25 protein-coding genes and 4 pseudogenes are annotated in these 23,109 nt (G+C 68.1%); 15 read left to right on the top strand and 14 right to left on the bottom strand.

Going from position 1 to position 23,109, the window contains the following annotated elements:
- The 3 genes from V6V89_RS22185 to V6V89_RS22175 form a co-directional block, all read left to right on the top strand.
- Positions 1–409: transposase (locus V6V89_RS22185; protein ID WP_334621145.1), on the top strand; the 409-nt coding region annotated here is incomplete at its 5' end.
- Positions 410–486: 77 nt separating this feature from the next.
- Positions 487–1,047: a SigE family RNA polymerase sigma factor gene (locus tag V6V89_RS22180; protein WP_334621144.1), complete on the top strand. Its 561-nt coding sequence runs from the start codon at positions 487–489 to the stop codon at positions 1,045–1,047.
- Positions 1,037–2,344: a hypothetical protein gene (locus tag V6V89_RS22175; RefSeq protein WP_334621143.1), complete on the top strand. Its 1,308-nt coding sequence runs from the start codon at positions 1,037–1,039 to the stop codon at positions 2,342–2,344. Before V6V89_RS22180 ends, V6V89_RS22175 begins: the two co-directional genes overlap by 11 nt.
- Positions 2,345–2,809: 465 nt before the next feature.
- Here V6V89_RS22175 and V6V89_RS22170 read toward each other — a convergent pair whose 3' ends face one another.
- The 3 genes from V6V89_RS22170 to V6V89_RS22160 all read right to left on the bottom strand — a co-directional run bounded on the left by V6V89_RS22170 (position 2,810) and on the right by V6V89_RS22160 (position 5,539).
- Positions 2,810–3,346, bottom strand: coding sequence for a hypothetical protein (locus V6V89_RS22170; protein ID WP_334621142.1), 537 nt, complete (start codon positions 3,344–3,346; stop codon positions 2,810–2,812).
- The gene (locus tag V6V89_RS22165) at positions 3,343–4,416 is read right to left on the bottom strand and encodes a helix-turn-helix transcriptional regulator (protein WP_334621141.1); all 1,074 of its coding nucleotides are present in this window, start codon (positions 4,414–4,416) and stop codon (positions 3,343–3,345) included. Before V6V89_RS22165 ends, V6V89_RS22170 begins: the two co-directional genes overlap by 4 nt.
- 211 nt (positions 4,417–4,627) lie before the next feature.
- A complete protein-coding gene (locus V6V89_RS22160) occupies positions 4,628–5,539 on the bottom strand; it encodes a hypothetical protein (protein WP_334621139.1) in 912 nt (303 codons plus the stop codon).
- Between the two features lie 529 nt (positions 5,540–6,068).
- Here V6V89_RS22160 and V6V89_RS41760 point away from each other — a divergent pair.
- Positions 6,069–6,296: pseudogene (locus tag V6V89_RS41760) on the top strand (hypothetical protein); the annotation flags it as partial.
- A 43-nt stretch (positions 6,297–6,339) separates the two neighbouring features.
- Here the strand turns inward: V6V89_RS41760 and V6V89_RS22155 are convergent.
- The 3 genes from V6V89_RS22155 to V6V89_RS22145 form a co-directional block, all read right to left on the bottom strand.
- On the bottom strand, positions 6,340–6,663 hold the full coding sequence (locus V6V89_RS22155; RefSeq protein ID WP_334621138.1) for a recombinase family protein: 324 nt from the start codon (positions 6,661–6,663) through the stop codon (positions 6,340–6,342).
- A 65-nt stretch (positions 6,664–6,728) separates the two neighbouring features.
- Positions 6,729–6,944 (bottom strand): SDR family NAD(P)-dependent oxidoreductase, encoded by a 216-nt coding sequence (locus V6V89_RS22150; protein WP_334621137.1) that lies wholly within the window; start codon positions 6,942–6,944, stop codon positions 6,729–6,731.
- Positions 6,945–7,104: 160 nt separating this feature from the next.
- Positions 7,105–7,464, bottom strand: coding sequence for an STAS/SEC14 domain-containing protein (locus V6V89_RS22145; protein WP_334621136.1), 360 nt, complete (start codon positions 7,462–7,464; stop codon positions 7,105–7,107).
- A 76-nt stretch (positions 7,465–7,540) separates the two neighbouring features.
- Between V6V89_RS22145 and V6V89_RS22140 the strand changes: the two genes are divergently transcribed.
- On the top strand, positions 7,541–7,768 hold the full coding sequence (locus V6V89_RS22140; protein ID WP_334621134.1) for a hypothetical protein: 228 nt from the start codon (positions 7,541–7,543) through the stop codon (positions 7,766–7,768).
- A 178-nt stretch (positions 7,769–7,946) separates the two neighbouring features.
- The gene (locus V6V89_RS22135) at positions 7,947–8,228 is read left to right on the top strand and encodes a hypothetical protein (protein ID WP_334621132.1); all 282 of its coding nucleotides are present in this window, start codon (positions 7,947–7,949) and stop codon (positions 8,226–8,228) included.
- Positions 8,229–8,571: 343 nt separating this feature from the next.
- Here V6V89_RS22135 and V6V89_RS22130 read toward each other — a convergent pair.
- Positions 8,572–9,085, bottom strand: a pseudogene (locus V6V89_RS22130) (response regulator); the annotation flags it as partial.
- A gap of 178 nt (positions 9,086–9,263) precedes the next feature.
- The gene (locus V6V89_RS22125; RefSeq protein ID WP_334621130.1) at positions 9,264–9,617 is read right to left on the bottom strand and encodes a histidine kinase dimerization/phosphoacceptor domain-containing protein; all 354 of its coding nucleotides are present in this window, start codon (positions 9,615–9,617) and stop codon (positions 9,264–9,266) included.
- Between the two features lie 125 nt (positions 9,618–9,742).
- Here V6V89_RS22125 and V6V89_RS22120 point away from each other — a divergent pair, with 125 nt between their 5' ends.
- Both V6V89_RS22120 and V6V89_RS22115 read left to right on the top strand, forming a co-directional pair.
- On the top strand, positions 9,743–10,645 hold the full coding sequence (locus tag V6V89_RS22120; protein WP_334621129.1) for an ABC transporter ATP-binding protein: 903 nt from the start codon (positions 9,743–9,745) through the stop codon (positions 10,643–10,645).
- A complete protein-coding gene (locus tag V6V89_RS22115) occupies positions 10,642–12,198 on the top strand; it encodes a hypothetical protein (protein WP_334621128.1) in 1,557 nt (518 codons plus the stop codon). Before V6V89_RS22120 ends, V6V89_RS22115 begins: the two co-directional genes overlap by 4 nt.
- A 259-nt stretch (positions 12,199–12,457) precedes the next feature.
- On the opposite strand, the gene V6V89_RS22110 is transcribed toward V6V89_RS22115, so the two are convergent.
- On the bottom strand, positions 12,458–14,800 hold the full coding sequence (locus tag V6V89_RS22110; protein WP_334621127.1) for an alpha/beta hydrolase family protein: 2,343 nt from the start codon (positions 14,798–14,800) through the stop codon (positions 12,458–12,460).
- 224 nt (positions 14,801–15,024) lie between these two features.
- Here V6V89_RS22110 and V6V89_RS22105 point away from each other — a divergent pair, with 224 nt between their 5' ends.
- Positions 15,025–15,243 (top strand): hypothetical protein, encoded by a 219-nt coding sequence (locus V6V89_RS22105; RefSeq protein WP_334621126.1) that lies wholly within the window; start codon positions 15,025–15,027, stop codon positions 15,241–15,243.
- Here the strand turns inward: V6V89_RS22105 and V6V89_RS22100 are convergent.
- Positions 15,175–16,410 carry an MFS transporter gene (locus tag V6V89_RS22100; protein WP_334621125.1) on the bottom strand — a complete coding sequence of 412 codons (1,236 nt, stop codon included), beginning with the start codon at positions 16,408–16,410 and terminating at the stop codon, positions 15,175–15,177. The two genes, V6V89_RS22105 and V6V89_RS22100, sit on opposite strands and share 69 nt — an antisense overlap.
- 123 nt (positions 16,411–16,533) lie before the next feature.
- On the opposite strand from V6V89_RS22100, the gene V6V89_RS22095 reads away from it, so the two are divergent.
- Entirely contained in the window at positions 16,534–17,493 is a 960-nt protein-coding gene (locus tag V6V89_RS22095; RefSeq protein ID WP_334621124.1) for a LysR family transcriptional regulator, read from the top strand.
- Positions 17,494–17,543: 50 nt separating this feature from the next.
- On the opposite strand, the gene V6V89_RS22090 is transcribed toward V6V89_RS22095, so the two are convergent.
- Positions 17,544–18,545: an AraC family transcriptional regulator gene (locus V6V89_RS22090; RefSeq protein WP_334621123.1), complete on the bottom strand. Its 1,002-nt coding sequence runs from the start codon at positions 18,543–18,545 to the stop codon at positions 17,544–17,546.
- A gap of 148 nt (positions 18,546–18,693) precedes the next feature.
- Here V6V89_RS22090 and V6V89_RS22085 point away from each other — a divergent pair, with 148 nt between their 5' ends.
- From V6V89_RS22085 to V6V89_RS22065, 5 genes and pseudogenes are all read left to right on the top strand, one after another.
- The gene (locus V6V89_RS22085; protein ID WP_334621121.1) at positions 18,694–19,512 is read left to right on the top strand and encodes an NmrA family NAD(P)-binding protein; all 819 of its coding nucleotides are present in this window, start codon (positions 18,694–18,696) and stop codon (positions 19,510–19,512) included.
- Positions 19,513–19,517: 5 nt separating this feature from the next.
- Complete coding sequence (locus V6V89_RS22080) at positions 19,518–19,781, top strand: hypothetical protein (protein WP_334621120.1); 264 nt, start codon at positions 19,518–19,520, stop codon at positions 19,779–19,781.
- A gap of 39 nt (positions 19,782–19,820) precedes the next feature.
- A pseudogene (locus tag V6V89_RS22075) lies at positions 19,821–20,357 on the top strand (ATP-binding cassette domain-containing protein); the annotation flags it as partial.
- 346 nt (positions 20,358–20,703) lie between these two features.
- The gene (locus V6V89_RS22070) at positions 20,704–20,817 is read left to right on the top strand and encodes a hypothetical protein (protein ID WP_334621119.1); all 114 of its coding nucleotides are present in this window, start codon (positions 20,704–20,706) and stop codon (positions 20,815–20,817) included.
- Positions 20,814–21,227, top strand: a pseudogene (locus V6V89_RS22065) (response regulator); the annotation flags it as partial. The gene V6V89_RS22070 and the pseudogene V6V89_RS22065, both read left to right, overlap by 4 nt.
- Before the next feature lie 26 nt (positions 21,228–21,253).
- Here V6V89_RS22065 and V6V89_RS22060 read toward each other — a convergent pair.
- From V6V89_RS22060 to V6V89_RS22050, 3 genes are all read right to left on the bottom strand, one after another.
- Positions 21,254–22,099, bottom strand: coding sequence for an SDR family oxidoreductase (locus tag V6V89_RS22060; RefSeq protein WP_334621118.1), 846 nt, complete (start codon positions 22,097–22,099; stop codon positions 21,254–21,256).
- 168 nt (positions 22,100–22,267) lie between these two features.
- Positions 22,268–22,573, bottom strand: a complete 306-nt coding sequence (locus tag V6V89_RS22055; protein WP_334621116.1) for a hypothetical protein — start codon at positions 22,571–22,573, stop codon at positions 22,268–22,270.
- 44 nt (positions 22,574–22,617) lie between these two features.
- Positions 22,618–23,028: a hypothetical protein gene (locus V6V89_RS22050; protein ID WP_334621115.1), complete on the bottom strand. Its 411-nt coding sequence runs from the start codon at positions 23,026–23,028 to the stop codon at positions 22,618–22,620.
- Positions 23,029–23,109 lie beyond the last annotated feature (81 nt).

Genomic DNA, 23,109 nt, shown 5'->3' with positions numbered 1-23,109 from the left:
GAAGAACCCCGACACCCTCACCGAACAACAGACCGCCAAGCTGGCCTGGATCGCCAAGACCAGTCCGATGCTCTACCGCGCCTACCTGCTCAAGGAGGGCCTACGAGCAGTGTTCCAAATCGCCAAGACCAGCCCCGACGACGCCGTGGTGGCCCTGGACCGGTGGACCAGCTGGGCTCGCCGCAGCCGGATCCCGGCGTTCGTCACCCTGCAACGCCGTATCACCGCTCACCGCACGGCGATCCTGGCCACCATCAGCCACGGCTTGTCCAACGGCCGGATCGAGTCGATGAACACCAAGATCCGGCTGATCACCCGGATGGCGTTCGGGTTCCACTCCGCCGACGCACTGATCGCCCTGGCCATGCTCTCACTGGGCGGCCACCGACCCACCCTCCACGGTCGATGACCGCCCAAACCAACCCACAGATCAGTCAGAAGAGCCTTATTTGGGTGGGGACGGCCCCGGCGGAGGAGCAGCAGACGATGACGTCCGATCTGGAACGCGAGTACGTCGACTATGTGACCGCACGGCTGCCCGCCTTGCGTCGCCTCGCCTACTTCCTCTGCGGGAATGAGCACCGGGCGGATGACCTCGTGCAGCAGACGATGACGGCCCTGTACGTGCATTGGCGCCGTGCGCGCAGGGTCTCGAACCTCGAAGGCTACGTGAATCGGATCCTCGTGCGTAAACACTTGAGTGAGCGGCGGTTGGCTTGGTCGACCAAGGTACGTCTCATGGAGTCGATGCCGGACTCGCCCTCGACGTCCGGATCCGAGGTCGAGGACCGGATGGTGCTCATGGCCGCGCTCGGGCGCTTGGCGGCCAGGCAACGAGCGGTGCTGGTCCTTCGCTTCCTGTATGACCAGCCCGTCGAGGCAGTTGCGGAAATGTTGGCGTGTACGCCCGGGACTGTGAAGAGCCAGAGCTCGCGTGGACTCGCGACTCTGCGTCGCGAGCTCGAAGGACCGCGGACATCCGCGCGAGAAAGCCCGATTGTGAGGGCAAGCACGCCAACGACGAAGGGAAAGCGAAATGACGGATGAAGACCAGCTCGCCAACGACCTGCTCGGCCCTTTGCGCGATCCGCGTGTCGGGCCGGCCCAACCCAGTGCCGCAAACGTATCCGCGGCCGTGCTCAGTGGACGGCGCAAGATCCGACTCCGGCGAATCGGTACTGTCGCTGCGGGTGCGAGCGTGACCATGCTCGCTGTCGCATCCGGAGTGTTCGCAGCCACGGCGACGAGACCCGACGCTCCCCCAGCCGCAATTGAGTTGCCGACACCATCGGCCACGACATCGGCCGACAACTCGCCGGACCCCGCCGGGTCAGGCGGTCTTCCGACGGGGTGCCGCCTCGCGCAACTCCCCGTTCCGGGAGATCCGGCGCAGAGCATCGCAACGGGGATCGACCCGACGGGCCGCTATGTCGTGGGCCGCTCCCAGTCCGCTGACGGAAAGTCACACGTGATCATGTGGGACGACGGCACGCCGCAACAAATTCCGGTTCCGGGCTCAGACCAGCGCCTCGTAGACGTCAACGCCGCGGGCGAGGCCGTCGGATCCAGCTTCCAAGGCGGCAAGGAGGTACCGTGGGTCTATCGCGACGGGAAACTGAACAGACTCGGCGGCTCCGCGGGTACGGTTCCAGTGGCTATCAACCAGGCAGGTCGCATCGCCGGCTATCGAAACGTCTCGAGCGACCGCGCGGTACCGGTGGTCTGGCAGGCATGGAACGAAGAACCGGTTGACCTACCGCTACCTGGCGAAGCGAGCAAGGGCTACGCCTCCGACGTCGCTGACGACGGGACCGTCGTCGGAACGGTGTACCTCGCCGGCGACAATCCGGCCGGCGAACGTGGATATCTTTGGCCAACGAGCGGCTCCGCCTCTACTTTGCCGTTGCCCACGGTGGAAGGGGTCCAGGCAAAGGGGTTTCACGCGCTAACCCTGACCGACGAACGACGAGACGACGCGGGTCGACTGGAGGCCGGTCGGGTAACGGGCTCCGTCGCCCGCAAGGTTCCAGGCCAGAAGGAGCTCGTCCACGACTACGTACACGTAGACGTGCGCACGGGCGCCGCCATCGTACTGCCCGAGCAGGAGCCCTTCGCGCAGGCAAACGGCCACAACAAGCTCGGATGGCTCGCTGGGCAGACCGGAATACTCGAACAATCGCTGCCGGCGATCCTTACTCCAGACGGGCTACTTCGCCTACCGCGGCCAAAGAACCTTACCTCTCTGACGGCTACCGGGCTCAGTGATGACGGACGCGTGATAGTCGGGCACGGCTCGGACAGCCAGGCGCGTACTCAAGCACTCGAATGGCGTTGTCAGCGCTAGCCATGCCTTGGCAGGCAGCGACGTCGAGTTCCTAGACACAGCGACGTTCCGCGGCACCGATTTCCGGGGAAAGCGCTGTTAAGCGGATCGGTGTTCCACGGCTCGACGTGCGCGAGGAGGACGTAAACCGGCCTGGCCGGAGAAGTGGAGGCTATCGTCGCGCCTGTCGGCGTCGAGACAAGGACCGAGCGGTGACGCCCCACGGCGGACGTGGGTGAGAAGCGAGCACGGCATCGCCCCGGAGCCGGAATTCCTCCGGCACATTGCTGCTCGCGGCTATCAAGCCGAAGTGCCGCACGAGGCGGCACGGCGGCAAGCCGTCGAGGCCGCCCGCTCGTCTCAGCGCTGAGAGAACGGATTGCTCGCATGGTACTGCAGCGCTCCAACGCGCTGATGGAAGCAGGCGGTGCAGGCGCGACACGACGCCTGCGCGCGGATGCATTGTGGTCATCGGACCATTGCTGTTCAGCCGACGCCGGGCTCCCCTACGCAGTTTCCGCAGTACCCGTCGCAGCGGCGGGTGACGAGGGACGAATTCTTGTGGTCGAGGTGGAACGTGTTCGGCGGCTGGTTGGGACCGGCAGAGGACACGTGGACGCAGGACATCCGGCGCTCCTCGGCGTAAGCCAGGCACAATGCGTGTGGCAGCCCACCGAGGGTCGCGGTGCTGACGGTGTAGTTGACCAGGTAGGAGACGGGTGTCGGGCCGGCGTCCAGGTAGTCGGTCAGCTGGCCGATCCATGCGCCTGCGGAGGTGTAGATGATGAGACCGAACTGCTGTCCGCCGGTCGTGGCCGCTACCCCGCACCGGGCGCTCCAGCCGTCGACCTGGATCACGAGATCGCCGTCGGGGGTCACGGCGCCGGAGCTTGCGGTGATCTCCCCGGTCGCGCAGGGCGGGCTTACCCAGTCATCGTCCGCGTGTGCAGGAGTCGCCGGCGCCGCGACGAGGAGTGTGGTCACGGCCGCCAGCAGCATCCGGTGGCTGCTACGTCTTCTCATCGTGTTGTTTCTCCGTTCGACGGCGCCGCCCGCCACGGCGGCGGGACGGTGTGAAGCACACCGAGGGCGAGGCCAAGTTGGAAGCGGTTCTCCACCCGCAGGCGGTCCATCAGCTGGCGCAGGATGTTGGAGACCGACCGGGCGCTGATACCGAGCTCGCGTGCGGCGGTGACGTCTGTGTGCCCCTGCGCCAACAGCGAGATCAAGGCCTGCTCGCGGGCGGTCAAGGTGATCTCGGTCAAGGGTTCCTCCCGCGGGTCCCAGGCGCTTCGCCACTGCCGTTCGAACAGCGCCACGAGTGCGGCTACCACCGGCGCCTGGGCCACCTCCAGGTATCCGCGGTCGTAGTCGTGTGGGTCGACGGGGAACAGGGCGACCTTCCGGTCGACCACGATGAGCTTCATCGACACGGTAATTGCCTGGCGGTAGTCGGGCCGCTGGTCCGCGGGTGACCGCCCGTGGGAGGCCAGCGGATCCACCTCCGGCGAATGGACGCCGAGAACGCGCATTCGTACCCCGCGGGCCAGGAGATTGCGGTCCAGCGGCGCGGCCGCGCGGACCGCGCCCTGCTCGAAGGCGGGCTCGGGGTTCATCGCCAGGTGCTCGTCGCGGGTGATGGTGGCGAGTTCCGCCAATCGTTCGCGGGTAAGTGTCCGGCTACGCAGGTGCCGCAGGCCGTCGCCGATATCCTGCGACCCCGGCGGTACGGCCGCGAGTTCGAACCTCACGTTCGACGGCGCGGTGGCCTGTGGGGCCTGGGCCTGCGGCGCGACACGCCGACGCCGCAGGGCGGCGACGACCTCGGCCGGTTGTCGCGCCGTCCATAGTAGACCTATCCGGGGCTGGCGGTGTCTCGGGACGACCGCTCCGACCGCCTCGAGCTCCTCGATCGCCCGCTCGACACGTCCCGCCGCCATGCCGAGGCCGAGGCGGAGGCCGCGGCTGGTCTGCGGCCCCAGCGTCACCATCGTCCGGTAGATGAGGTCCGCGTCGGGGGAGCAGCCCAATCCGATCAACGACGGTACCGCCGCCCCGATCAGCATCGCCGGTTGCGCTTGTCGAATCGACATATCGACACCCTTCGTCGCGCTTCACTCATGGAAGCAGCACCGGCAGATCACTTCCATGCCCGTTACCGACTCGTGTCGCCGGTTGCGTGATCCCGCACGAAGGGTGTCAACGGCGCGCGCCGGCCAGCAGGGCGGCGCGTTCGAGGCGGCCGGCGCCAGGGGTGAGGCCTCCCCTGGCGACCCGACCGTCGTTATCGGTCAATGATGCGCGCTAGCACGCAACGCCCGGACCGGCCTTCGACCTATGCCATTCGTTGTCGCTGAATGACCAGTTCACGGTGACGTTGTCCGTGGTGATGGATACGCCGGAGATGGAGACTGATTCCCAGGCGTGACGGTAGTGGGCGAACATCTGGCATGGCCCTGGTCCGTCTGAGGCGTACTGTTTCACCGACATTGAGATCGTACCGCGTTCGCCATTCTCACTGGAAAAGTCGTGGGCTACGCCGTTGGGATCCTCATAGTCGACGTCGTCGACGTAGCACTTGTCGGGATTGGCTCCAGTGTCGCAATGCGTGATGCGTCCACCGAGCATCTGGGTCGATTCCTCAACTCGTATTCCGACCAGGTCTTTTCCGCTCTCCAGGTCGTTCAGCTGCGTCCAGTGCGCCACTAGGTGGTCGCAGCTGCAGTCTGTGTAGTAGTAGCGAGTCAGATGGTGGAGCTCCAGGCTTCCGTTAGTACTCGTCGGACCGGGGTCGTCCGGAGCCGTGGCGGCCAGAAACAACCCTGGCGTGGCGTCGGCGATCTCTTGCGGAGTCATTCCTTGTGCCGCCAGTTCCATTATTCGACGCCGACTCAAATCGGCTGCCTGCGTCTGCTCCGTCAGGACCTGGGCGGCGGCCTGTTCTAGCGACAACCCTTGAGCCACCAGCTCCTCAAGGTGCCGCTGTTCCACGAGAGTTCCCCTGGCCCTGGCCTCGACAACTGCGGCGGGTTCAATTTCGGCTACGGCCGCACGCGCGTCAGTCGGGCTCGCGGCAGCCGATGCAACGGGCACCGTTACTCCCACCGCGCCGGCCACGATCGCCATGATCGCCATGATCGCGGTGACCACCGCAGGTCGAGTACGCAGCATCAGTTGATTGCGGCTCCCACGCCGCGCCTCCAGCCGAGACAGCACGCGCGCCCAGCACAGAGGCCGCCCTCGCTGCTCAGTGGCAATCTGTTCCACGTTGGTTATCTCCAATCCATGTGTGGAAACCATCCGGAACCGAGTCGGACCGATCCGTGCAGCACCCGCAGTTCTTCCGCACTGCCGCCTCAAAGCGCCACGGGGACGAGTAACTCACTCCCGGTGGCCAGACTTCGACGACGTCAATATCGAGGAACAAGTCAATCCACCGTCGTTTTACCGTCGACTGCGCTTGGCGGTGGTGGCTGAAGCGTTGGCCGCGTGCTGCGGTCGCCGCGCGAGCCTAAGTTCTGCGTCTTCTCGTTGCACCACAACCGATCCGGCGTGTCATGCACCCACTCAACGGTTGACTACACAACGCAACCCATCGTTACGTGGAATGGCTCATTGAGCCGTTCGCGCAGGCGAAAAGATTCACCTCCTTCGGCGCCTCTCCGCATAGTTCAGTGGGTAGCCTTAATGGTGTGTTGCAGGAGGTTGGCGGGCAATAGCCTGACCGGCCTTCGAAACAATCTGCATGATCCCGAAGGGGTTGCTGGCACCGCACGGCTGGTCAGGAAAGCGGAGCCGCGTACGGGATCACGCAGACGTGTCCTGCGAATCGACCAAAGGATCTCTCGTGCACGATGACGTCGACTTGGACGACTGGCACCGCCGCCCCCGCATCGAGCAGTTCCGGCACCGCCTGCGCGGAGCCGAGGAGCAGGGGCAACTACCGCCCGGCACCGACCCGGGTGTGCTCATGGATCTGGTGTACGGGCCGATCTTCCACCGCCTCATGGTCCACCTCAACCGCTCCGACCACGGTCCGGCCCCGCGTTGTACTGGCGGTTCCAGATCTGTCGGCCGGTGTAGCGGGGGTTGGCCAGGATCGCCGCCACACTCCGCAACGTCCACCCCTCGCCGTGCGGTAGGCGGTTGACCAGCACCGCGACACCGCCGGCTGCCGCCGCCGTCGCAGCGACGATCCAGTCGCGGTGCTGCGACAGCCAGACCTGCGGGCTGGTCGGCCGTGCCCGGTCGTCGAAGCTGCCGTGCGCGCCGTGGTCCACACCGTCTGCGCCGTCCAGCGCCTCCCACAGGTTCGAAGGGCGATCGGGATCCCGCTCCACGCCGGTCTGCTGCGCCCGGTACCCGGTGGAGCGAAGTAGTAGTCCATCAGGTTGGGGCCAAGCGGTTACCCAGGATCGAGCCCGCCACCGCGAAGCTCGGTCCGGCCAGCACGGCTGCCTGCCGCGCGCACCTCGTCGGCCGCTTCCTCCAGCCCGGTCTCGCCACGCGCGATCAAGCCGAGCTTGACCTTCCGCCTGGTGAAGCGACGGACGACCGCGCGGCCCACCCCGGCGCTGGCACCCGTGACCACGATCACCGTCGGCAGGCGCTGCGCGACCATCCGGCACCACTCCCCTGTCGTTCGTAATCCATCTCGTTTTTCAGCACGGCGGCTACCCCACTCCCGCACCAACAAACACCGGTCGGGAGGCATCGTCGCGGTGCTCGCCGGAGCACTGGCGCTTCCGTACCTTCAGCACCGACGGCGCTGAACGGCGCTGTCACGACTGAAGCCAGCTGAGCGCCTCAGCGCGTTGCCGGGTGTCGTAGACCTGGATGTCGGTCGGCGCCACCGCTCCGGTGGCCTTGCTGAGCGCCTTGACCCACCTGGTGTCGGTGAGCACGGCGGCCTTTTCCACGTCGCGCATCAACCCGGCGCTCTTCAGGTCTTCCCAGACGGCGCGCGGCTCCATCTTCCCGAAATCCACGTCCCCGTACTCGACGAGCATCCGTGCCTTGCCGTGCTGGGCGATGACGTCGGCGAGCCTTTCCCGGGCCACAGTCACCTCCGGCTCCGTCAACGCCCCGTCGTACGCGGCCATGACGATGTTCGTGTCGCCGATCACTGTGCTGGTCAGCATGAGTAGGGTTTCCTCTCTCGTTGCGGTGATATGGCGTTGCCGCGCCTACCCCGTCCGCAGGGAGCCAAACACTCACGTGCTGGCATGGCTCCGCTCCGCCGTGAAGAGGCCGACGACGGTTGCGGGGCCGCACGGAAGTTCGGCGTTGTACGCCGGTCTGGCCGGTGGCGCGGTGATGAGCGCCATGATGCTCGCCATGCGCAAGGCCGGTAAGACCTCGATGGACATGTCGCTGATCGAGGGAGCGCTGTTCCCGGCGTGCAGGAACGTGAGTATCTGCGCCCACCAGGTACAGCCTTTATAGATCAACTGACTTTGCAATCGGCCTGGTCCGGGAAGGGTCATCACGTTGCTGTTTGACAGTTGTATGACGATCCTCGCAGTCCGGTGAAGGTCTCGTGACTTCCGGGCCGAATGGGGTTGCCGCCACGCCCCGGGGGCAACCTGCAAGAAGAAAGCATCATCCAACGAGGAGGACCACGGTGATAGCTGTCACCAGCAACGCCGCTCGAGCCGTGCGGCGGATGACCAACACCGATACCTATCCGGACGCCGGGTTAAGCATCCGAAAAATCGATGACAAGAAATTTGCTTTCTCGATCGTGCCCGCCCCCGCAGACAGTGACGTCGCCGTCCCGGGAACCAACGTCTATTTAGACCAACCGGCCGCGGCCGCGCTCAAGCACGCCACATTGGACGCAGACGCGAACGCCACTCTCGCCCGACACCTCATATTGGACAAGGCAACCTCCTCAAAGCCTTGATGAGGGCGGCTTGCACCGCTCGGCCGAGCGTCCCGGCCCGGTCGCGGTGGCGCTGGCGTCGGTGACGGCACGCTCGGGTTCTGGGGCGCGGTCCGCGTGATGTTTTCGCAGACCCGCGTCACCACCACAACCACTACCGGGCCCGAATGGCGAACGCACCTAGCGACTGTTGGCCAAGTCCGGCCCGATCTGGCGGTTCTGGTCACGTTGGGGATCTCGCCTGTGCATGGAGTCGCTACGGGGTTGTTACCGCCGATGCGGCCGGGCGCACCCGCCGGGTGGGGACGGGTTGGGCATGGTGGCGTCGCACGGCGCAGCCGGACCTTGCCCGTCTGCCATCTGGCTGCGGCGGTGGCAGCTGGCCGTGGGAGCAGGCGAGGATGGCCGCTTGGACCCGGTTGTCCAGACCGACCCTGGTGAGCATGCGGTTGACCCGGGCCTTGACATTGGCTTCGCTCACACCGAGGCGTTCGGCGATTTGGGCGTTGGACAGGCCGGTGGCGACGAGTAGGAGCACATCCCGCTCGCGGGCGGTCAGCGTGACGAGCTGCGCGGGCGTGCAGTTCTTGAGCAGGAAGCCACTGGCGCCGGCGCGCAGGGCGGCGTAGATCGTACTCGTCGAGGTCGAACGTCGTCAGGACGATGACTCGGGGCTTTGGCTGGTGCGAGCTCCATTCGCGGTGGATGCGGCGGGTCGCCTCGACGCCGTCAACGCCGGGCATGCGTATGTCCATGAGGACCACGTCCGAGTGGGCGGCGGTGACGGCGGTCGCGCCGTCGGTGGCCCCGGCGACATTGGTCAGTGCTTCCTGGACGATTCGGTAGGCGCAGGTCTGCAACGAGCCGGGCACCGCCATCACGGCCTGCTCGACGTTCACCCGCAGGCGGCAGCCGGCCGCCTCAGCGACGTGGGCGAGCCGGTCGAGGTGAGCCAGCGAAGGCTCGCCCGGTGTGGCCGGCCGATCGTCTGGGTCCACCAGGAGTCTGAGCATTCGCCGCATCTCGACAAGCGCCGCGTCGGCGGTCGCCGCGATCCTACCGACCCGAGCGTGGTTTCCGTCGGGGTTCTCGTCGCCCATCTGCCAGCAGATCGGCTATGGCGTTCGCCTGTACCGCAATGGCACTGATGTGGTGCGCGACGATGTCGTGCAGGTCGACAGCGATTCGGGCTCGTTCGGCACGGACCGCCCCGGCGTTCGCTGGTTCCCGCTCGGCACGCAATTGCGCGGCGAGCAGGCGTAGCCGTTGCGCGTCGCCGACGATGCGGCGTCGCCCGCTTCCCAATAACCAGGCCACGCCGACGACCCGGTAGTCCTCGTACCACAGCCCGGCAGCGGCCAGCGCCAGCCCACCGACGACAACCGCGTCGATGCGCCGCGGTGCACTCACGCGCAGCCCACCAGGCACGTGTCGATCGTCGAACACTGGTTCGCGGGCCGGCCCATCGATAGTTGCGTCCGGGCTCGGCCTCGCTGCCGATGCCCGACCCCTCCCGGGGCCCTAGCGTCGGCAGTATGCATCTGCAGATGAGTGAGGTGAGCAAGGTGTACCGGGGTGGCGTCTACGCGGTGCGGGACCTGACCCTCAGGGTCGGCACCGGGGTGCTCGGGCTGCTCGGTTCGAACGGCGCCGGTAAGTCGTCCTTGATGCGGATCCTTGCCACCGTAACCAAGCCGACCGGCGGACGGGTGCTCTGGGACGGCGTCGACATCGTCGCCGAGCCCGACCGGCTGCGCCGGGTGCTGGGCTACCTGCCACAGGACTTCGGCGTGTACCCACACCTGACCGCGCCGGAGTTCCTGGCCTATCTGGCGGCGGTGAAGGGCCTGTCCCCGAGGCCAGCCCGGGCCCGCATCGACGAGCTGCTCGACCTGGTGAATCTGACGGACGTACGGCGGCGTCCGCTTGGGAAGTTTTCCGGCGGAATGCGGCAGCGGGTCGGGATCGCCCAGGCGCTGCTCAACGATCCCCGGTTACTGATCGTCGATGAGCCGACCGTGGGCCTGGACCCGGAGGAGCGGATGAGGTTCGGCAACCTGCTGGTAGAGCTGGCCGCCGACCGGGTGGTCATCCTGTCCACCCACATCGTGTCCGACGTCGAGGCGGTGGCCGATCGCATCGCCGTCATGGCCGGCGGACAGCTGCGGCGCTTGGACACGGCCGAGCAGCTGCTGCGGGAGATGGCCGGTTCGGTCTGGGAGACCCTGGTGGCCTCCGCCGACTTGCCCGGCTTCCGGGAACGGCACCTCACCAGCCGGGCGGTGCACACCCCGGACGGGGTACGCGTCCGTGTCCTGGACAATGCCGTGCCAGCCGCTGGCGCGGTGCCGGTCGAGCCGGAACTGGAGGACGCGTACCTGTGGGTGGTTCGCGGCCAGGATCGGGAAGCAGCGACAGTAGAAGGCGGAACGGTATGACGGCGGTTACCGCTCTCGCTCTCGCCGACTTCCGGGAGCGGGTGCGCCGGCCGGCCTTCGCGGTCGTCCTGCTCGGCGCTGTCGCTCTCGGCTACGCCGCCGTCCCGCCGCCGTCGGCGACCTACGCGATGCTGCGGGTCGGCGCGTTCCGGGGCACGTACGACGCGTCGTATGTGGGCACCGCGGTCGCACTGGTGGGCGGATTGTGGTTGTCGCTAGCCGGGTTCTACGTGGTTAAGAACGCGGTTGCCCGGGATGAGGCGAGCAAGGTGGGACAGATCCTCGCCGCGACCGTGCTGCGGCGACCGGCGTACCTGTTAGGCAAGTTCGCCAGCAACTTGGCCGTCCTGCTCGTCATGACCGCTGTCCTCGCCCTCAGCGCGCTGCTCATGCTCGTCGCCCGCGGCGAGCATGACACGTTGGACCTGCCTGCGCTTCTCCTGCCGTTCCTACTGTTCCCGTTGCCGGTCATGGCGATCGGTGCGGCCGGCGCGCTGGTCTTCGAGACCGTGCCGGCGCTCAAGGGCGCCGCCGGAAACGTCGTCTGGTTCTTCGGATGGATCGTGGTCGTCAGCGCCACCACCACCCGGATCGGCGGATTCGACCCGTTGGGCTTTGCCTCGGTCGCCGAGTCGATGCGACCAGACTTACTCAGCCAACACCCCAGCGCGACGGACACCGAGCTCTCCGCTGGGCTCGTCGTGGAGGAACAGCCGGCCCCGCGGTTCGACTGGTCCGGCCTGGACCTCACGGCGGAACTCGTCAGTGGCCGCCTGATGGTCGTCGGCGCCGCGGTCGCCATCGTCCTGCTCGCCTCGTCCTGGTTCAACCGGTTCGACGCCCATGTCGGGCAGCGGCGACTGTCATCCGCCGCCGTCGAGCCGGCGCAGCGGCCCACAAATCAAGCCTTCGCGAAGGTGCGCACCCCCCGCACGGCGGCCGTCATCCGCCCGCGTTTCGGTGCGCTGGTCGCCGGCGAATTGCGGATACTGCTGGGCGGGATCCGCTGGTGGTGGTGGTGGTGGTTGTGTGGGCTGGCGCTGGCCGTAGCCGCGCTCGCCGCGCCCACCCGGGCCGTGACCTATCCGTTGCTGCCGCTGGCTTGGCTGTGGCCCGTAGTGGCGTGGTCCCGGCTGGGGACGCAACAGTACGAGTACGAGGTCCACTCTCTTGTGGACACTGCGCCGGCCCGGCACCGCCGGCTTGCTGCGGAGTGGACGGCAGGGCTCGCCCTGACCGCTCTCGCCGGCATCGGACCGCTGCTGCGGCTGGCCGCCGCCACCGACTGGGATGGTGTTGCCGCCTGGTGCGCGGCCGCACCGTTCATTCCGACCCTCGCGCTGACCCTGGGCGTCGTCAGCCGCAACCAGCGCCTCTTCCAAGCCACCTATCTCATGCTGTGGTACGCCGTCATCAACCGAACCTCACAAGTGGATTTCATGGGCGTATCCGGTGACGACCAGTGGCGTGGCAGCGCGCTGGTGGTCGCCGGCACCGCGGCGCTGGCCGCCTCGACCCTACTCATCAAGCACGCCAGGCATGCCGCACGCTAGTGCTCACTCGCGGGCGGCTCGAAACCCGACTAGCGCGCCGCCTGTTGCAGGTCTGCGTCCTCTGTCCTTGAAGGCCGTCATTGGACGTTCCTGGCCGGTGAACACACGGGGCCCGAGCCGTCAGAAGGCCGGCAGAAGGGCTGGCGGGGGACGCGACCGATGGGGGGCGTGGTTGTTCCAGCTCGCTAGCCACTAGGGTCATGCGTTCTCCGTGGGCGGTGACGCGGTGGTCGCCGCCCACGGAGAACGCCGCTGCCGGTTACGCGTCGTCGTCCTGGACGGTCAGGACTCCGTAGGCGTCGCCGACCGACGCTCTGCTGACGGCTTTGACGGCTACGACGTACGAGCGGCCGTCACCCGGTTGGGTGTTGCCAGTCACCTGGATCGGGATGCTGATCGTGGTGGCACCCGGCGTGATGGTCACGACGGTGGCGGTCGCGAGGCCGGTGGCCGGGTCCACGACGAAGACCCGTACCCGGCCGTTGCCGCTGCCGGAGACCTGGGCCGGCACCTGGTAGGTGACGGTGCCCGAGTCGCCCTCCGGGACGGTCAGCTCGCCCAGGTCGACGCGCGGCAGGCTGACCGGCTGCGGCGCAGGCAGGCCGGCTCGCCAGTTCCAGGCGTCGAACACCCAGATACGGGACCATTCGCCGCCAGCGCGCGGCACGATCTCCAGCCGCGCGATCTGGCTCAGGTTGAGCCCGGCCGCGACGGCGTTCGTCAGCGGCATCCGCAGTTCCGGTGCCCAGTTCTGCCGGACCAGCGGTTCGAGCGTGGGCGTACCGAGGACGGCTCGCCGACCGGCGGAGTCGGCGATGGCGACGTCGAACTGGGTGCTCGGCGCGCCACCGGGGAGGAGTACCCGCAGCGCCAGCGACTGCGCGTTGGAGAACGAGACCGGCGCCGGCGGCTGGATCGTGACCGGGGTGCCCGGCGCCGTCCAGTTCACCCGCACCGCGTACCGCCCCGCCTCGGGCTCGACCGGCTCGAACTGGTCGAAGTGCGGGCCACTGCCGTCACACGAGGTCGGCGTTTGTGTTGCCGTGACCACGTCGCACAGCAGACCGCCGGTGCCACTGACCACAGTGGACGGGCCCGGCACGATGAACGGCGTACGGTTGGCGCCCACCGCGTGGCTCAGCACGACCACCGGGTCGACCGACGGTGCCCGTACCCCGGAACCGTCCAGCAACGGGCGGACCTGGTCGTTGCCGGCCACGAACGTCGCCGCCGCCGCCGCGGCGTAGGTGGCACCGACCTTCTGCTGCTGCTCGGGGGTGATCCGAGTGGGCCTACCCTGCCCGCAGACCGGGTCGTGGAAGCTCGCGTCGTCGAACGACGGGGACACGGACAGTCCCGGTGTCCATTCAGTGTTGTAGAAGTTGTGGTTGGCGCCGATGACGAAGACCGAGCCGTGCAGGGCGAACCCGCGGCCGATCCCGCGGGTCGCGTCTATGTACTGCTGGCCTTGCAGGTCGGAGACGTCGCCGTCGCAGTCGGAGAGGATGGTCATCGACGGCACGTCTGGCTGCGGGTTCTGCGCGAGCAGCGTGGGAGCGATCAGCGCCAGGCCGCGGATCTGCCAGCGCACCGTGCCGGTGTATCCGTCGCGGCCGGCCGGCGGCGGCGTAAGACTGTCGACCGCCGCCCTGCTGACACCCTCGCCGCCGCGCGAGTGACCCACCAGCATCACCCGCGTCATGTCGGCCACCGGGGCGTTGCGCACCACGTCGGGTGCGGTCGGGCGGCCCGAGCCGGCCCAGTCCGCCCAGCGCCCCAGGTGGATCCGGACCAGCGACGACCGCGCCTGCGCACCGCCATCGACCGGCGGCATCAGGACGCTGTCCTGAGCGTTGACGCCGTTTGCCGAGATCGACACGGTCACGTAGCCCTGCGACGCCAGCAGCTGCTGTGCCCGCTGGTATCCGAGGTGGCTGGGCACCGGCGTCCAACCGGCCGGGCAGGGCCAAGCCAGCCTCGGCTGCGCGGTGCCCTGGTAGCAGGTGGCGTGCCGCCCGTGCAGGAACAGCACCAGCGGGCGCTGGCCCGAGGTGCCCTGCGGTGCCACGACGAACCCGCGCATCTCCACCGGCGTGGTGAAGCCGGGCAGGCTGACGTCGGGCAGTGTGTATTCGCCGGAGATCGTGGTGTAGGGACCGGGTGTACCCGGATCGACGGCATTTGGCGGCAGTTGCGCCGCCGCGAGAGCCGACCGTGCGGTGCCTGCCGGGCCGCGGTCAACCTCGGTGGCGTCGAGGCGCCGTCCCGCCGCGCGAACCTGCGGGTCGGCCAGATTTCGCGCCGCCACACCGTCGATGACGAGCCGGAACGTCTTTTGATCAGGCTCGGCCACCGGCCATCCCAGCAGCCGGCCACCGGCGTGAAACTCGACCATCGCGTCGCCGATCGGCACGGGATTCGGCGTACGCCAGACCAGCTCGAACCCTGATCCGCTGCTTCGTAGCTGCCAGCCGTCTGGTAGTGCCGTGCCAGCCGGCGAACCACCACCCGGTTTGGCTGGATCTGCCCAGGCGGCTGTGCCGCCGCCCAACATCAGCGCAAGCGACATCATCGCCGCGGCCACGCCTCTACCGACGCGCATCGACGTCCTCCCCCGTATATTCCGTTGTCATGGGGGCGCATGGGAGCGCTCCCGGCGGTCAGTCTAATACGTCAAACGCAAATCACCAAAGCCCGCATACACCAACCGTCCACACTGGAATCGCACCTGATGTAGACGGACGAACCGGGCAGGAATGAAGAAGCGCGGAGCGCCGAGCCGCGCCTAGCGTCGTCCGGGAACCCGCAACGACCGAGGAGGTTCCCATGAGCTGGAGCAAGTGGATTCGGCAGTTCCACCGCTGGGTGGCCATTGCCTTCACCGCGTCCGTCGTCATCGTCACCGTCGTCGTCCTGGTACAGGACGAGCCCGCCGAATGGGTCTACCTGTCGCCGCTGCTGCCGCTCTTCCTGCTCCTAGGCACCGGCCTGTACCTGTTCGTGCTGCCGTACCGCACCAGGCGACAACGCCTCAACACGCGGTAGCAGCAGCGGGCTGGCGAGGATGAGCAGTCCGGCCACCGCGATGGCCATGCGCGGGCTGGTGACAGTGGCGAGCAGTCCGCCGAGGGCGCTCAGGACGGCGATGGTGACGCTGCTGCTAATCGACCAGGCCGACAGGGTGCGCGCGATGCGGTCCTGGGGGGTGTGCGCCAGCCGATACGTGGCCAGCACCGGGTTGTACAGGCTCACGCTGACGATGATGGCGAGTTCGACGGCCATCACCGTCGCGAGGCCGGCGACTCCGGGCTGGACGAAGGCCAGGCCGATCACCCAGACCGCACGCAACGTGCCGACGGTACGCAGGATGCGGTACTGGCCGAACCGGGCCACGACCCGGCGTGCCAGTCGCGAGCCGATGAGTCCGCCGAGGCAGGGCGCGGCGAAGGCGAGCCCGTACTGCCATGGTGCGAAGCCGAGCTGCCCCAGCATGAGCACGGCCAGCAACGGCTCGGTGGCCATGATCAGTCCACCGACGAGCAGGTTGTTGAGGTAGAGCGGCCGCAGGCCGGGGTGGGTCCAGACGTGCCGCCAACCGTCGAGCAGCTCGCCGGCCCGGACCCGCCCGCCGCCGGTACGTTGTGCGCGTTGCTCCCGGTCACGGATCGCGATGACGCCCAGTGCCGACAGCAGGTAGCTGAGTGCGTTGGCCACCACGGTGGCGACCGGCCCGAACAGGCCGATCGCCGACCCGCCCAGCGGCGGCCCGACCGCGATGGAACTCCACGTCGTGGACTCGAACCTCGCGCTGGCCACCAGCAGACTCTCCGGCCGGACGATGGCCTTGAGGTAGGCGCCGCTGGCCGCGTTGAAGGCGATCCTTGCCGCGGCGACCACGACGGAGACGACCAGCAGCAGGCCGAAGCTGAGCCGGCCGACGGCGTAGGCGACCGGGATCGTCATCAGGACCGCGAACCTGACCAGGTCCATCGAGATCATCACCGGCCGCTTGCGATGGAACTCCACCCACGGCCCGAGCGGTAGCGCGATCAGCGCGCCCACCGCCGGCCCCACCGCGGCCAACGCGGACACCTGGGCGGGGCTGGCGTGCAACACCAGCACGGCTATCAGCGGGAACGCACCGAACCCAAGCGCGGAGCCATAGGCGCTGACCGCGTACGCCGCCCACAACCACCCGAACCGCCGGTCCACAGCGCCCTCCTTCTGAACAACCCGCTGTTGATCGCGGTGATCGAATCAGGGCGGCTGAAGGCGGATCAAACAACCGAGACATCCGCAAGCCACAACCATTCGTTGTGTGGGTACGGTCAACGGATGGATCTTGACGCCGTGCGCACCTTCGTCGCCATCGCGGACGCTGGCCAGTTCCAGGAAGCCGCCGCCGCCCTGTCGATCACGCAGCAGGCCGTCTCCAAGCGCGTCGCGGCGCTGGAAAAGGATCTGGCGGTGCGCCTGTTCACCCGCACCGCCCGGGGAGCCCAGCTCACCATCGACGGCCAAGCGTTCCTGCCCCACGCCCGCGAGCTTCTCCGGGTGGAGGCGCGGGCCGACGCGTCCGTGCGCCCCGGCCGGCGCGCGCTGCGCGTCGATGTCCACAGCCGGCGGATCGCGCCCGCGGTGGTGCTGCAGCACTTCCACCGCGCGCATCCCGAGATCGAGCTGGACGTCGTGACCCTGCTGAGCGCCGACGTCGACGCCGCGATCGCCGCAGTCGAGGCCGGGACGATCGACGCCACCTTCCACGCCGTCACCGCTCCCCCGCGGCTCCTGCCGGAGGCGATCCGGACGGCCCGCGTGATCGACGAGCCACACCGGCTACTGGTCGGACCCCGTCACGCGCTCGCCAACGCTCAGACGGTCACGCCCGCACAACTGGCCGGACATCGGATCTGGATGCCTGGCATGGCTCCGGGCACCGAGTGGGCCGACTACTACGACGAGATCGCCGCCGCGTTCGGCCTCACGATCGACAGGCTCGGGCCGGTCTTCGGATACGAGGCCCTGCTGGCCGAGATCGCCGACTCCGCGCAACTGGCGACATTCGTGGGCGAAAACTCGCGGTACCTGTGGCCGGACAGCTACGACCTGCGGCGCATACCGGTGCGTGACCCGGCACCGATCTACCCGATGTCGCTGATCTGGCGCGACGACAACCCGCACCCGGCGCTCAGTAAGCTCCGCGACTACCTCGACTCCAGGCGAGCCGACCCCGACCCCGACACCGCAGTCTGGACACCGACATGGAGCCGACGATCAGCGAGGAGAAGGAGGTGAGCTACCGCGGTGTCCGTCGTGGTGGACGTCGGCGACGACATGCGCCCGTTTTAGCCGACCATGGGCTGAATCATGGCTTCCTCTTGAAGAGCTGCGGTGATCTTGGGCATGGCGCGGGCTTGGCGGTAGCTGCCCGGTGGGACACCGAACTCCCGCTTGAAGGCCCGGCAGAAGGCCGCCTCGGACTGGTAGCCGAAACGCCGGGCGACCGTCGACATCGGCTCCGAGGACTGCCGCAGGTGTTCCCGGGCTAGCTGCATCCGCCACACCGCGAGGTAGCGGATCGCCGGTTCGCCGACGAGATCGGTGAAGCGCGCGGAGAAGGCTGAGCGGGACATGCCGGCCACCTGCGCCAGTGCGGCGACCGTCCACTCCCGTTCCGGCGCGCGGTGGATCGAGAGCAGCGCCTGCCCGATCTGGTTGTCGCGCAGGGCCGCCAGCCAGCCCTCGTTCGCCTCGGGCGCAGTGTCGAGCCAGGAGCGGATGGCCTGGATGACGAGGACATCGGCGAGGCGGGTGATGACTGTCTCGCCGCCCGGCCGCAGCGCGACCGCCTCCCGGCTGATCAGGCGTAGCGTGCTCTGCAGCCAGGTGGCGTCCTCGTCGTCCCAGGTGTCGATCTGTAGGACCTCGGGGAGCTGCGCGACGAGCCGCTGCGCCGCGAGGTGGTCGAACTGCACCACGCCGTAGGTGACGTGCGTCGGCTCCCCGCCGCCGCCGTGCCGCATGATCTCGTAGCGCTCGCTGATCAGCTCGACCGGCAGGTCGAAGAGGGGTGCGGTAGCCACCCCGGGGCTGCTGCGCATGCTGTGCGGGGTGCCGTGCGGGATCAGGGTGAGGCTGCCACCTTGTAGCTCGCGTGGCTCGGCGCCGCCGATCTCCAGCCAGCAGCGGCCCGTCGTTACCACCTGGAACGTCATGAAGCCCGGCAACTCCGGCACCTCCACGCCCCAGGGCGCGGTGAGCTCGGCCCGGCAGTAGAGCGTGCCGGTGAGGCGAAGTAGATGCAGTGCCTCACCGAGGAGGTCGGCGGGGGCAGGGAACGGGCGCATGGGCCGACAATGTCAGCAGTCTTTGCCTATCGTCTACAGGACTGGACGATGAGCAAAGCAGTACGGATTTTGAATCATTGTGAGTCCGGGGAGCCGGCGTGACGATGGACTCATAACGAAGCGAAGCCGCGACTATCGAGGAGCATCCATGCGGCCATCAACCACCCTCGTCATCGGCTCGACGGGCAAGACCGGCCGGCGGATAGCCAGCCTGCTGGCGGCGAGCGGGCACGCCATGCGAGCAGGTTCGCGCCAGTCTGACCCGCCCTTCGACTGGGAGCAGCCGTCGACCTGGGCTCGGGCATTGACGGGCGTCGACGCCGCCTACATCTCCTACTTCCCCGACCTCGCCGCGCCGAGCGCACCACCGGCGATCGAGGCGCTGACCGCGGCCGCGGCGGAGGCGGGCGTACGCCACCTGGTGCTGCTCACCGGCCGGGGCGAGATCAACGCCCAGCGATGCGAGGAGATCGTGCGGGATTCCGGTCTGAGCCACACACTGATCCGGGCGAGTTGGTTCAACCAGAACTTCAGCGAGGGCCACCTGCTGAAGCCGGCGCTGTCGGGCATGATCGCATTGCCGGCCGGCGAGGTCGGCGAACCCTTCGTGGACGTCGACGACATCGCTGAGGTAGCCGTGGCGGCGCTCACCGATGAGCGTCACGCGGGCCGGCTCTACGAGCTCACCGGGCCGCGCCTGCTGACCTTCGCCGAGGCCGCAGCCGAGATCGCGAGGGCGGCGGACCGACCGGTCGAGTACGCCGCCATCACCGCCGAACAGCTCCACGCCGCGCTCACCTCGGCAGCCGGCGCCGACTACGCCAATCTATTCACCGACCTGTGCCGGGAGGTGCTGGACGGGCGCAACTCGTCCGTCGCCCACGGCGTACGGGAGGTGCTCGGCCGGGAGCCGCGCGACTTCACCGACTTCTGCCAGGACGCCGCCGCTGCCGGCGTGTGGCGGTGACGGGCATGCGGCACACCGTCCCGCGCCGGGTCATCCTCTTCCTCTCCGGGCTGGTCGTGATCGGCGTCGGCGCGGCCGGACTGCTCGCTCCCGAGGCATTTCACGAGGCCAACGGCATCACGGTCGGCGCGGATGTACGGCCGGCGTGGGCGTCGCATCGGTCTAGCGCACTATTGCGCGGAGGTAAGTCCCCGCTGTGCACGCTGCGCGCATCGACCAGTTGGTTGATCAGGGGTCCACCACGGTTCCTGCCGGACGTCGCCGCCTAGTCGATTCGACGCGACCTGCGGACAATCACGCTTGTCTGTATGGCAATCATCGAGGTAGACGACCTCGTCAAGCGGTACGGCGGCCACACCGCGGTGAATGGGGTCAGCTTCGGCGTCGAGCAGGGCGAGATCTTCGGCATTCTGTGGCCTAACGGGGCCGGTAAGACCACGGCGGTCGAGTGTGTGGAGGGTTTGCGCAGCCCAGACGGCGGCGCCATCCGGGTCTGCGGCATCGACCCGCAACGCGACACCGGTGAGCTGCGGCAGCTGCTCGGCGCGCAGCTACAGGAGAGCGAGCTGCCCGACGAACGCAACCACAAGCAGAAACAGGCGCTCGTCGAGCTACACGAGGCCAATCTCAAGCTGGAGGCGGCGCTGGCCGAGAACGCCGGCCTGCACGCCCAACTGCTGGTCCAGGCCCGCGAGGCCGGGGTGCTCGACGAGCGGCAACGGATGGCACGGGAGATCCATGACACCCTCGCCCAAGGGCTCGCCGGCATCCTCGCCCAGCTCCAGGCCGCCGAGCAGACACTGGACGCACCGCCGATCTCCCGCCGACACGTGACGAACGCGATCAACCTCGCCCGCGAGAGCCTCACCGAGGCCCGCCGCACGGTCCACGCGGTGCAGCCGGCGATGCTCGCCGATGCCCGGCTCCCGGACGCGATCAGCGACGTCGCCAGGCGCTGGGCCGAGGTGAACCACATTGACGCGGTGCCGACCACCACCGGCGACGCTCGGCCGATGCACCCCGACATCGAAGTGGCGCTCCTACGGACCGCGCAGGAAGCTTTGGCCAACGTGGCCAAGCACGCGCGAGCCAACCGGGTCGGCCTGACCCTGTCCTACATGGAAGATCTGGTGACCGCCCAACGCCAAGCGCGCCAACGGCTCCACAAACGGCGGGTTCGGGCTCGCCGGCATGCGGCAGCGGGTGCAGCGCCTCGCCGGTCGGTTGGACATCGAGTCAGAACCGGGTGGCGGCACGGCGATCTCGGCGGCCGTACCGGCCATCCCCGCAGGAGGTAAGGATTGATTTCGCTGTTGATCGTCGACGATCACCCGGTGGTCCGGGACGGGTTGTGGGGCATGTTCAGCGCCGACCCGCGCTTCGAAGTGCTCGGTGAGGCCGGTGACGGAGCCGAGGCCATCATCGCCGGGGAGAGGCTTCAACCTGACGTGATCCTCATGGATCTGCGGATGCCGAAGACTGACGGGGTCACCGCCATCACGGAACTGGCCAACCGCGGTGTGCCGGCCCGCGTCCTGGTGCTCACGACATACGACACCGACAGCGACGTACTGCCCGCCATCGAGGCCGGCGCCACCGGATACCTGCTCAAGGACGCGCCGCGCGAGGAGCTGTTCCGGGCAGTCGAGGCGGCCGCGCAGGGACAGGCGGTGCTCTCCCCCACCGTCGCGATCCGGCTCATGGGACAGATGCGCCAGTCTGTCGAATTCGTGGTGCCGTGTCACAGGGCAGCGCGGCAGGCGTCGGCGAGCGAGGTCGGCCGGCGTCCGATGAGCCTTTCGAGGTCGTCTCCTTCCACATGCATATCGCCCCGGGCGACGCCGCGGTCGCCGTCGGCGATGAGTTCCGCGACGGGTTCGGGTGTCCCCGCGGTGACCAGGAACTCGATGTACCTGACGACCGGCAGATCGGTGTACGTGACCTGCTTTCCGGTCTGTCGCGATATCTCGGCGGCGAGCTGCGTCATCGTGAACGCCTCGCCACCCAGTTCGTACACCCGGTTGGTGTGCCCGCCGGCGGTGAGCACCGCCGCGGCGGCCTCGGCGAAGTCAGCGCGGGTGGCAGCACTGACCTTGCCGTCGCCGGCCGCACCGACGATGCCGCGCTCCAGGTACGTCGGCAGCTGAGAGGTGTAGTTCTCCAGGTACCAGCTATTGCGCAGGAACACGTAGGACAGGCCGGAGGCAGCGATGTCCTGCTCGGTCTCCCGGTGATCGGCCCCGAGCTTCATTGTTGATCTGTCCGCTTTGGCGATGCTGGTGTAGGCAACCAGGCCAACGCCGACGTCCTTCGCCACATCGATGACGTTGCGGTGCTGCTCGCGTTTGCCGGCCTCGCTGCCTGAGACGAGCATCAGCTCATCGGCGCCGGCGAACGCCCGGCGCAGCGAATCGACGTCGTCATAGTCGGTCCGCACCACGCCGACGCCCCGGTCACTCAGGTCGGCGGCTTTGGCGACATTCCGGCCGACCGCGACGATCTGATCGGGCGATACCCCTCGGCGCAGCAGCGACTCCACGATGAGGCGCCCAAGGTGACCGGTGGCCCCGGTAACGGTGATCGACACGAGAACTCCTCAGCAACCATCAGCAACCCTCCCCTGAGCGCTACCCCACGATGCGGAAAACATGCGGACGCGGTAAGGGTCTCCGGATCCTCGAGCACCCGGTCGGCAGCAGTTGAGGATGGCGCCCGATAGGCCAGGAAGTCAGGTGCGAGACAACTGGCGGGCCTGCTACCTTGCCCGGCAATGAGCAGGCGGCGGTATGTGGCCAGAGGTGTTCCAGGCGGTTACGGGATCTGGGACAACAAGGCGCGCCGTTGGTGAGGCGACCTCTACGAACTCTGCCCCGATGAGTTGTGGACGAGCCACGGCGACGGCGGCCGCCCCGAACAGGGTGTCCTGGGTCAGGGGCTCGGCCGCCAGCGACCGCCACTGCTCACGCGCCGGCAGCGGGTTCCCGACCGTGGCCACCAGTGCGGCCGGTACGCCGACAAGCAGGGCCACCAGCCACAGTCCGTTCCACAGCCGTGCGATCACCGCAGCTCGCCAGCTCCCCGCGTAGACATGCCGCGCAGGGCCGATCACGTGCCCGGCAGCCATCGCTGCGGCGGCCGCTGCCACAGCCGCTGCAGCCACCAGACCGTGACCGCGATTGCGTAGATGACTGCCAAAATCCCCGTCGTGCTGACCTCGGCCAACCCCGCCATCACCACCCCGAGCCGGACGGCCACGACCAGCCGCAGCCCAGGCACCAAAGCCAGAGCCGCCCCGACACCGATCAGCAGCCCACCGAAACGGATCAGCAGCTGAACCCGCAAGCAATAGGAGGCGTAGGCCGCCACGTAGTCGATCATCAGCATGCCGGCCGCGGCCAGCAACGCCGAGCTGATCGGGAACCGCAGCCAGCCGTGCCATCCGGCGGCCGGGCGACGCCCCCACCGAGACGCGACGACCGCCGCCACCACCACCGCCACCAACGCGACCGGGACCACCGGCAGCACCGTCCAACGCAGGAACGGTTCGATCGGCGCCTCGAAGTAGACGGCGGCTTGTTCATTTGACCGAGACAGCCC

Origin of the sequence: Micromonospora sp. CPCC 206061 (assembly GCF_036906915.1) — a bacterium.
GTDB lineage: Bacteria > Actinomycetota > Actinomycetes > Mycobacteriales > Micromonosporaceae > Phytohabitans.
This window is presented reverse-complemented; position numbering and strand designations above follow the sequence as displayed.

Coding starts and splice junctions, on each gene's coding strand:
- V6V89_RS22180 (WP_334621144.1), top strand. CDS start 487: ATGACGTCCGATCTGGAACGCGAGTACGTCGACTATGTGACCGCACGG.
- V6V89_RS22175 (WP_334621143.1), top strand. CDS start 1,037: ATGACGGATGAAGACCAGCTCGCCAACGACCTGCTCGGCCCTTTGCGC.
- V6V89_RS22170 (WP_334621142.1), bottom strand. CDS start 3,346: ATGAGAAGACGTAGCAGCCACCGGATGCTGCTGGCGGCCGTGACCACA.
- V6V89_RS22165 (WP_334621141.1), bottom strand. CDS start 4,416: ATGTCGATTCGACAAGCGCAACCGGCGATGCTGATCGGGGCGGCGGTA.
- V6V89_RS22150 (WP_334621137.1), bottom strand. CDS start 6,944: ATGGTCGCGCAGCGCCTGCCGACGGTGATCGTGGTCACGGGTGCCAGC.
- V6V89_RS22145 (WP_334621136.1), bottom strand. CDS start 7,464: ATGCTGACCAGCACAGTGATCGGCGACACGAACATCGTCATGGCCGCG.
- V6V89_RS22120 (WP_334621129.1), top strand. CDS start 9,743: ATGCATCTGCAGATGAGTGAGGTGAGCAAGGTGTACCGGGGTGGCGTC.
- V6V89_RS22115 (WP_334621128.1), top strand. CDS start 10,642: ATGACGGCGGTTACCGCTCTCGCTCTCGCCGACTTCCGGGAGCGGGTG.
- V6V89_RS22110 (WP_334621127.1), bottom strand. CDS start 14,800: ATGCGCGTCGGTAGAGGCGTGGCCGCGGCGATGATGTCGCTTGCGCTG.
- V6V89_RS22105 (WP_334621126.1), top strand. CDS start 15,025: ATGAGCTGGAGCAAGTGGATTCGGCAGTTCCACCGCTGGGTGGCCATT.
- V6V89_RS22095 (WP_334621124.1), top strand. CDS start 16,534: ATGGATCTTGACGCCGTGCGCACCTTCGTCGCCATCGCGGACGCTGGC.
- V6V89_RS22090 (WP_334621123.1), bottom strand. CDS start 18,545: ATGCGCCCGTTCCCTGCCCCCGCCGACCTCCTCGGTGAGGCACTGCAT.
- V6V89_RS22085 (WP_334621121.1), top strand. CDS start 18,694: ATGCGGCCATCAACCACCCTCGTCATCGGCTCGACGGGCAAGACCGGC.
- V6V89_RS22080 (WP_334621120.1), top strand. CDS start 19,518: ATGCGGCACACCGTCCCGCGCCGGGTCATCCTCTTCCTCTCCGGGCTG.
- V6V89_RS22070 (WP_334621119.1), top strand. CDS start 20,704: ATGCGGCAGCGGGTGCAGCGCCTCGCCGGTCGGTTGGACATCGAGTCA.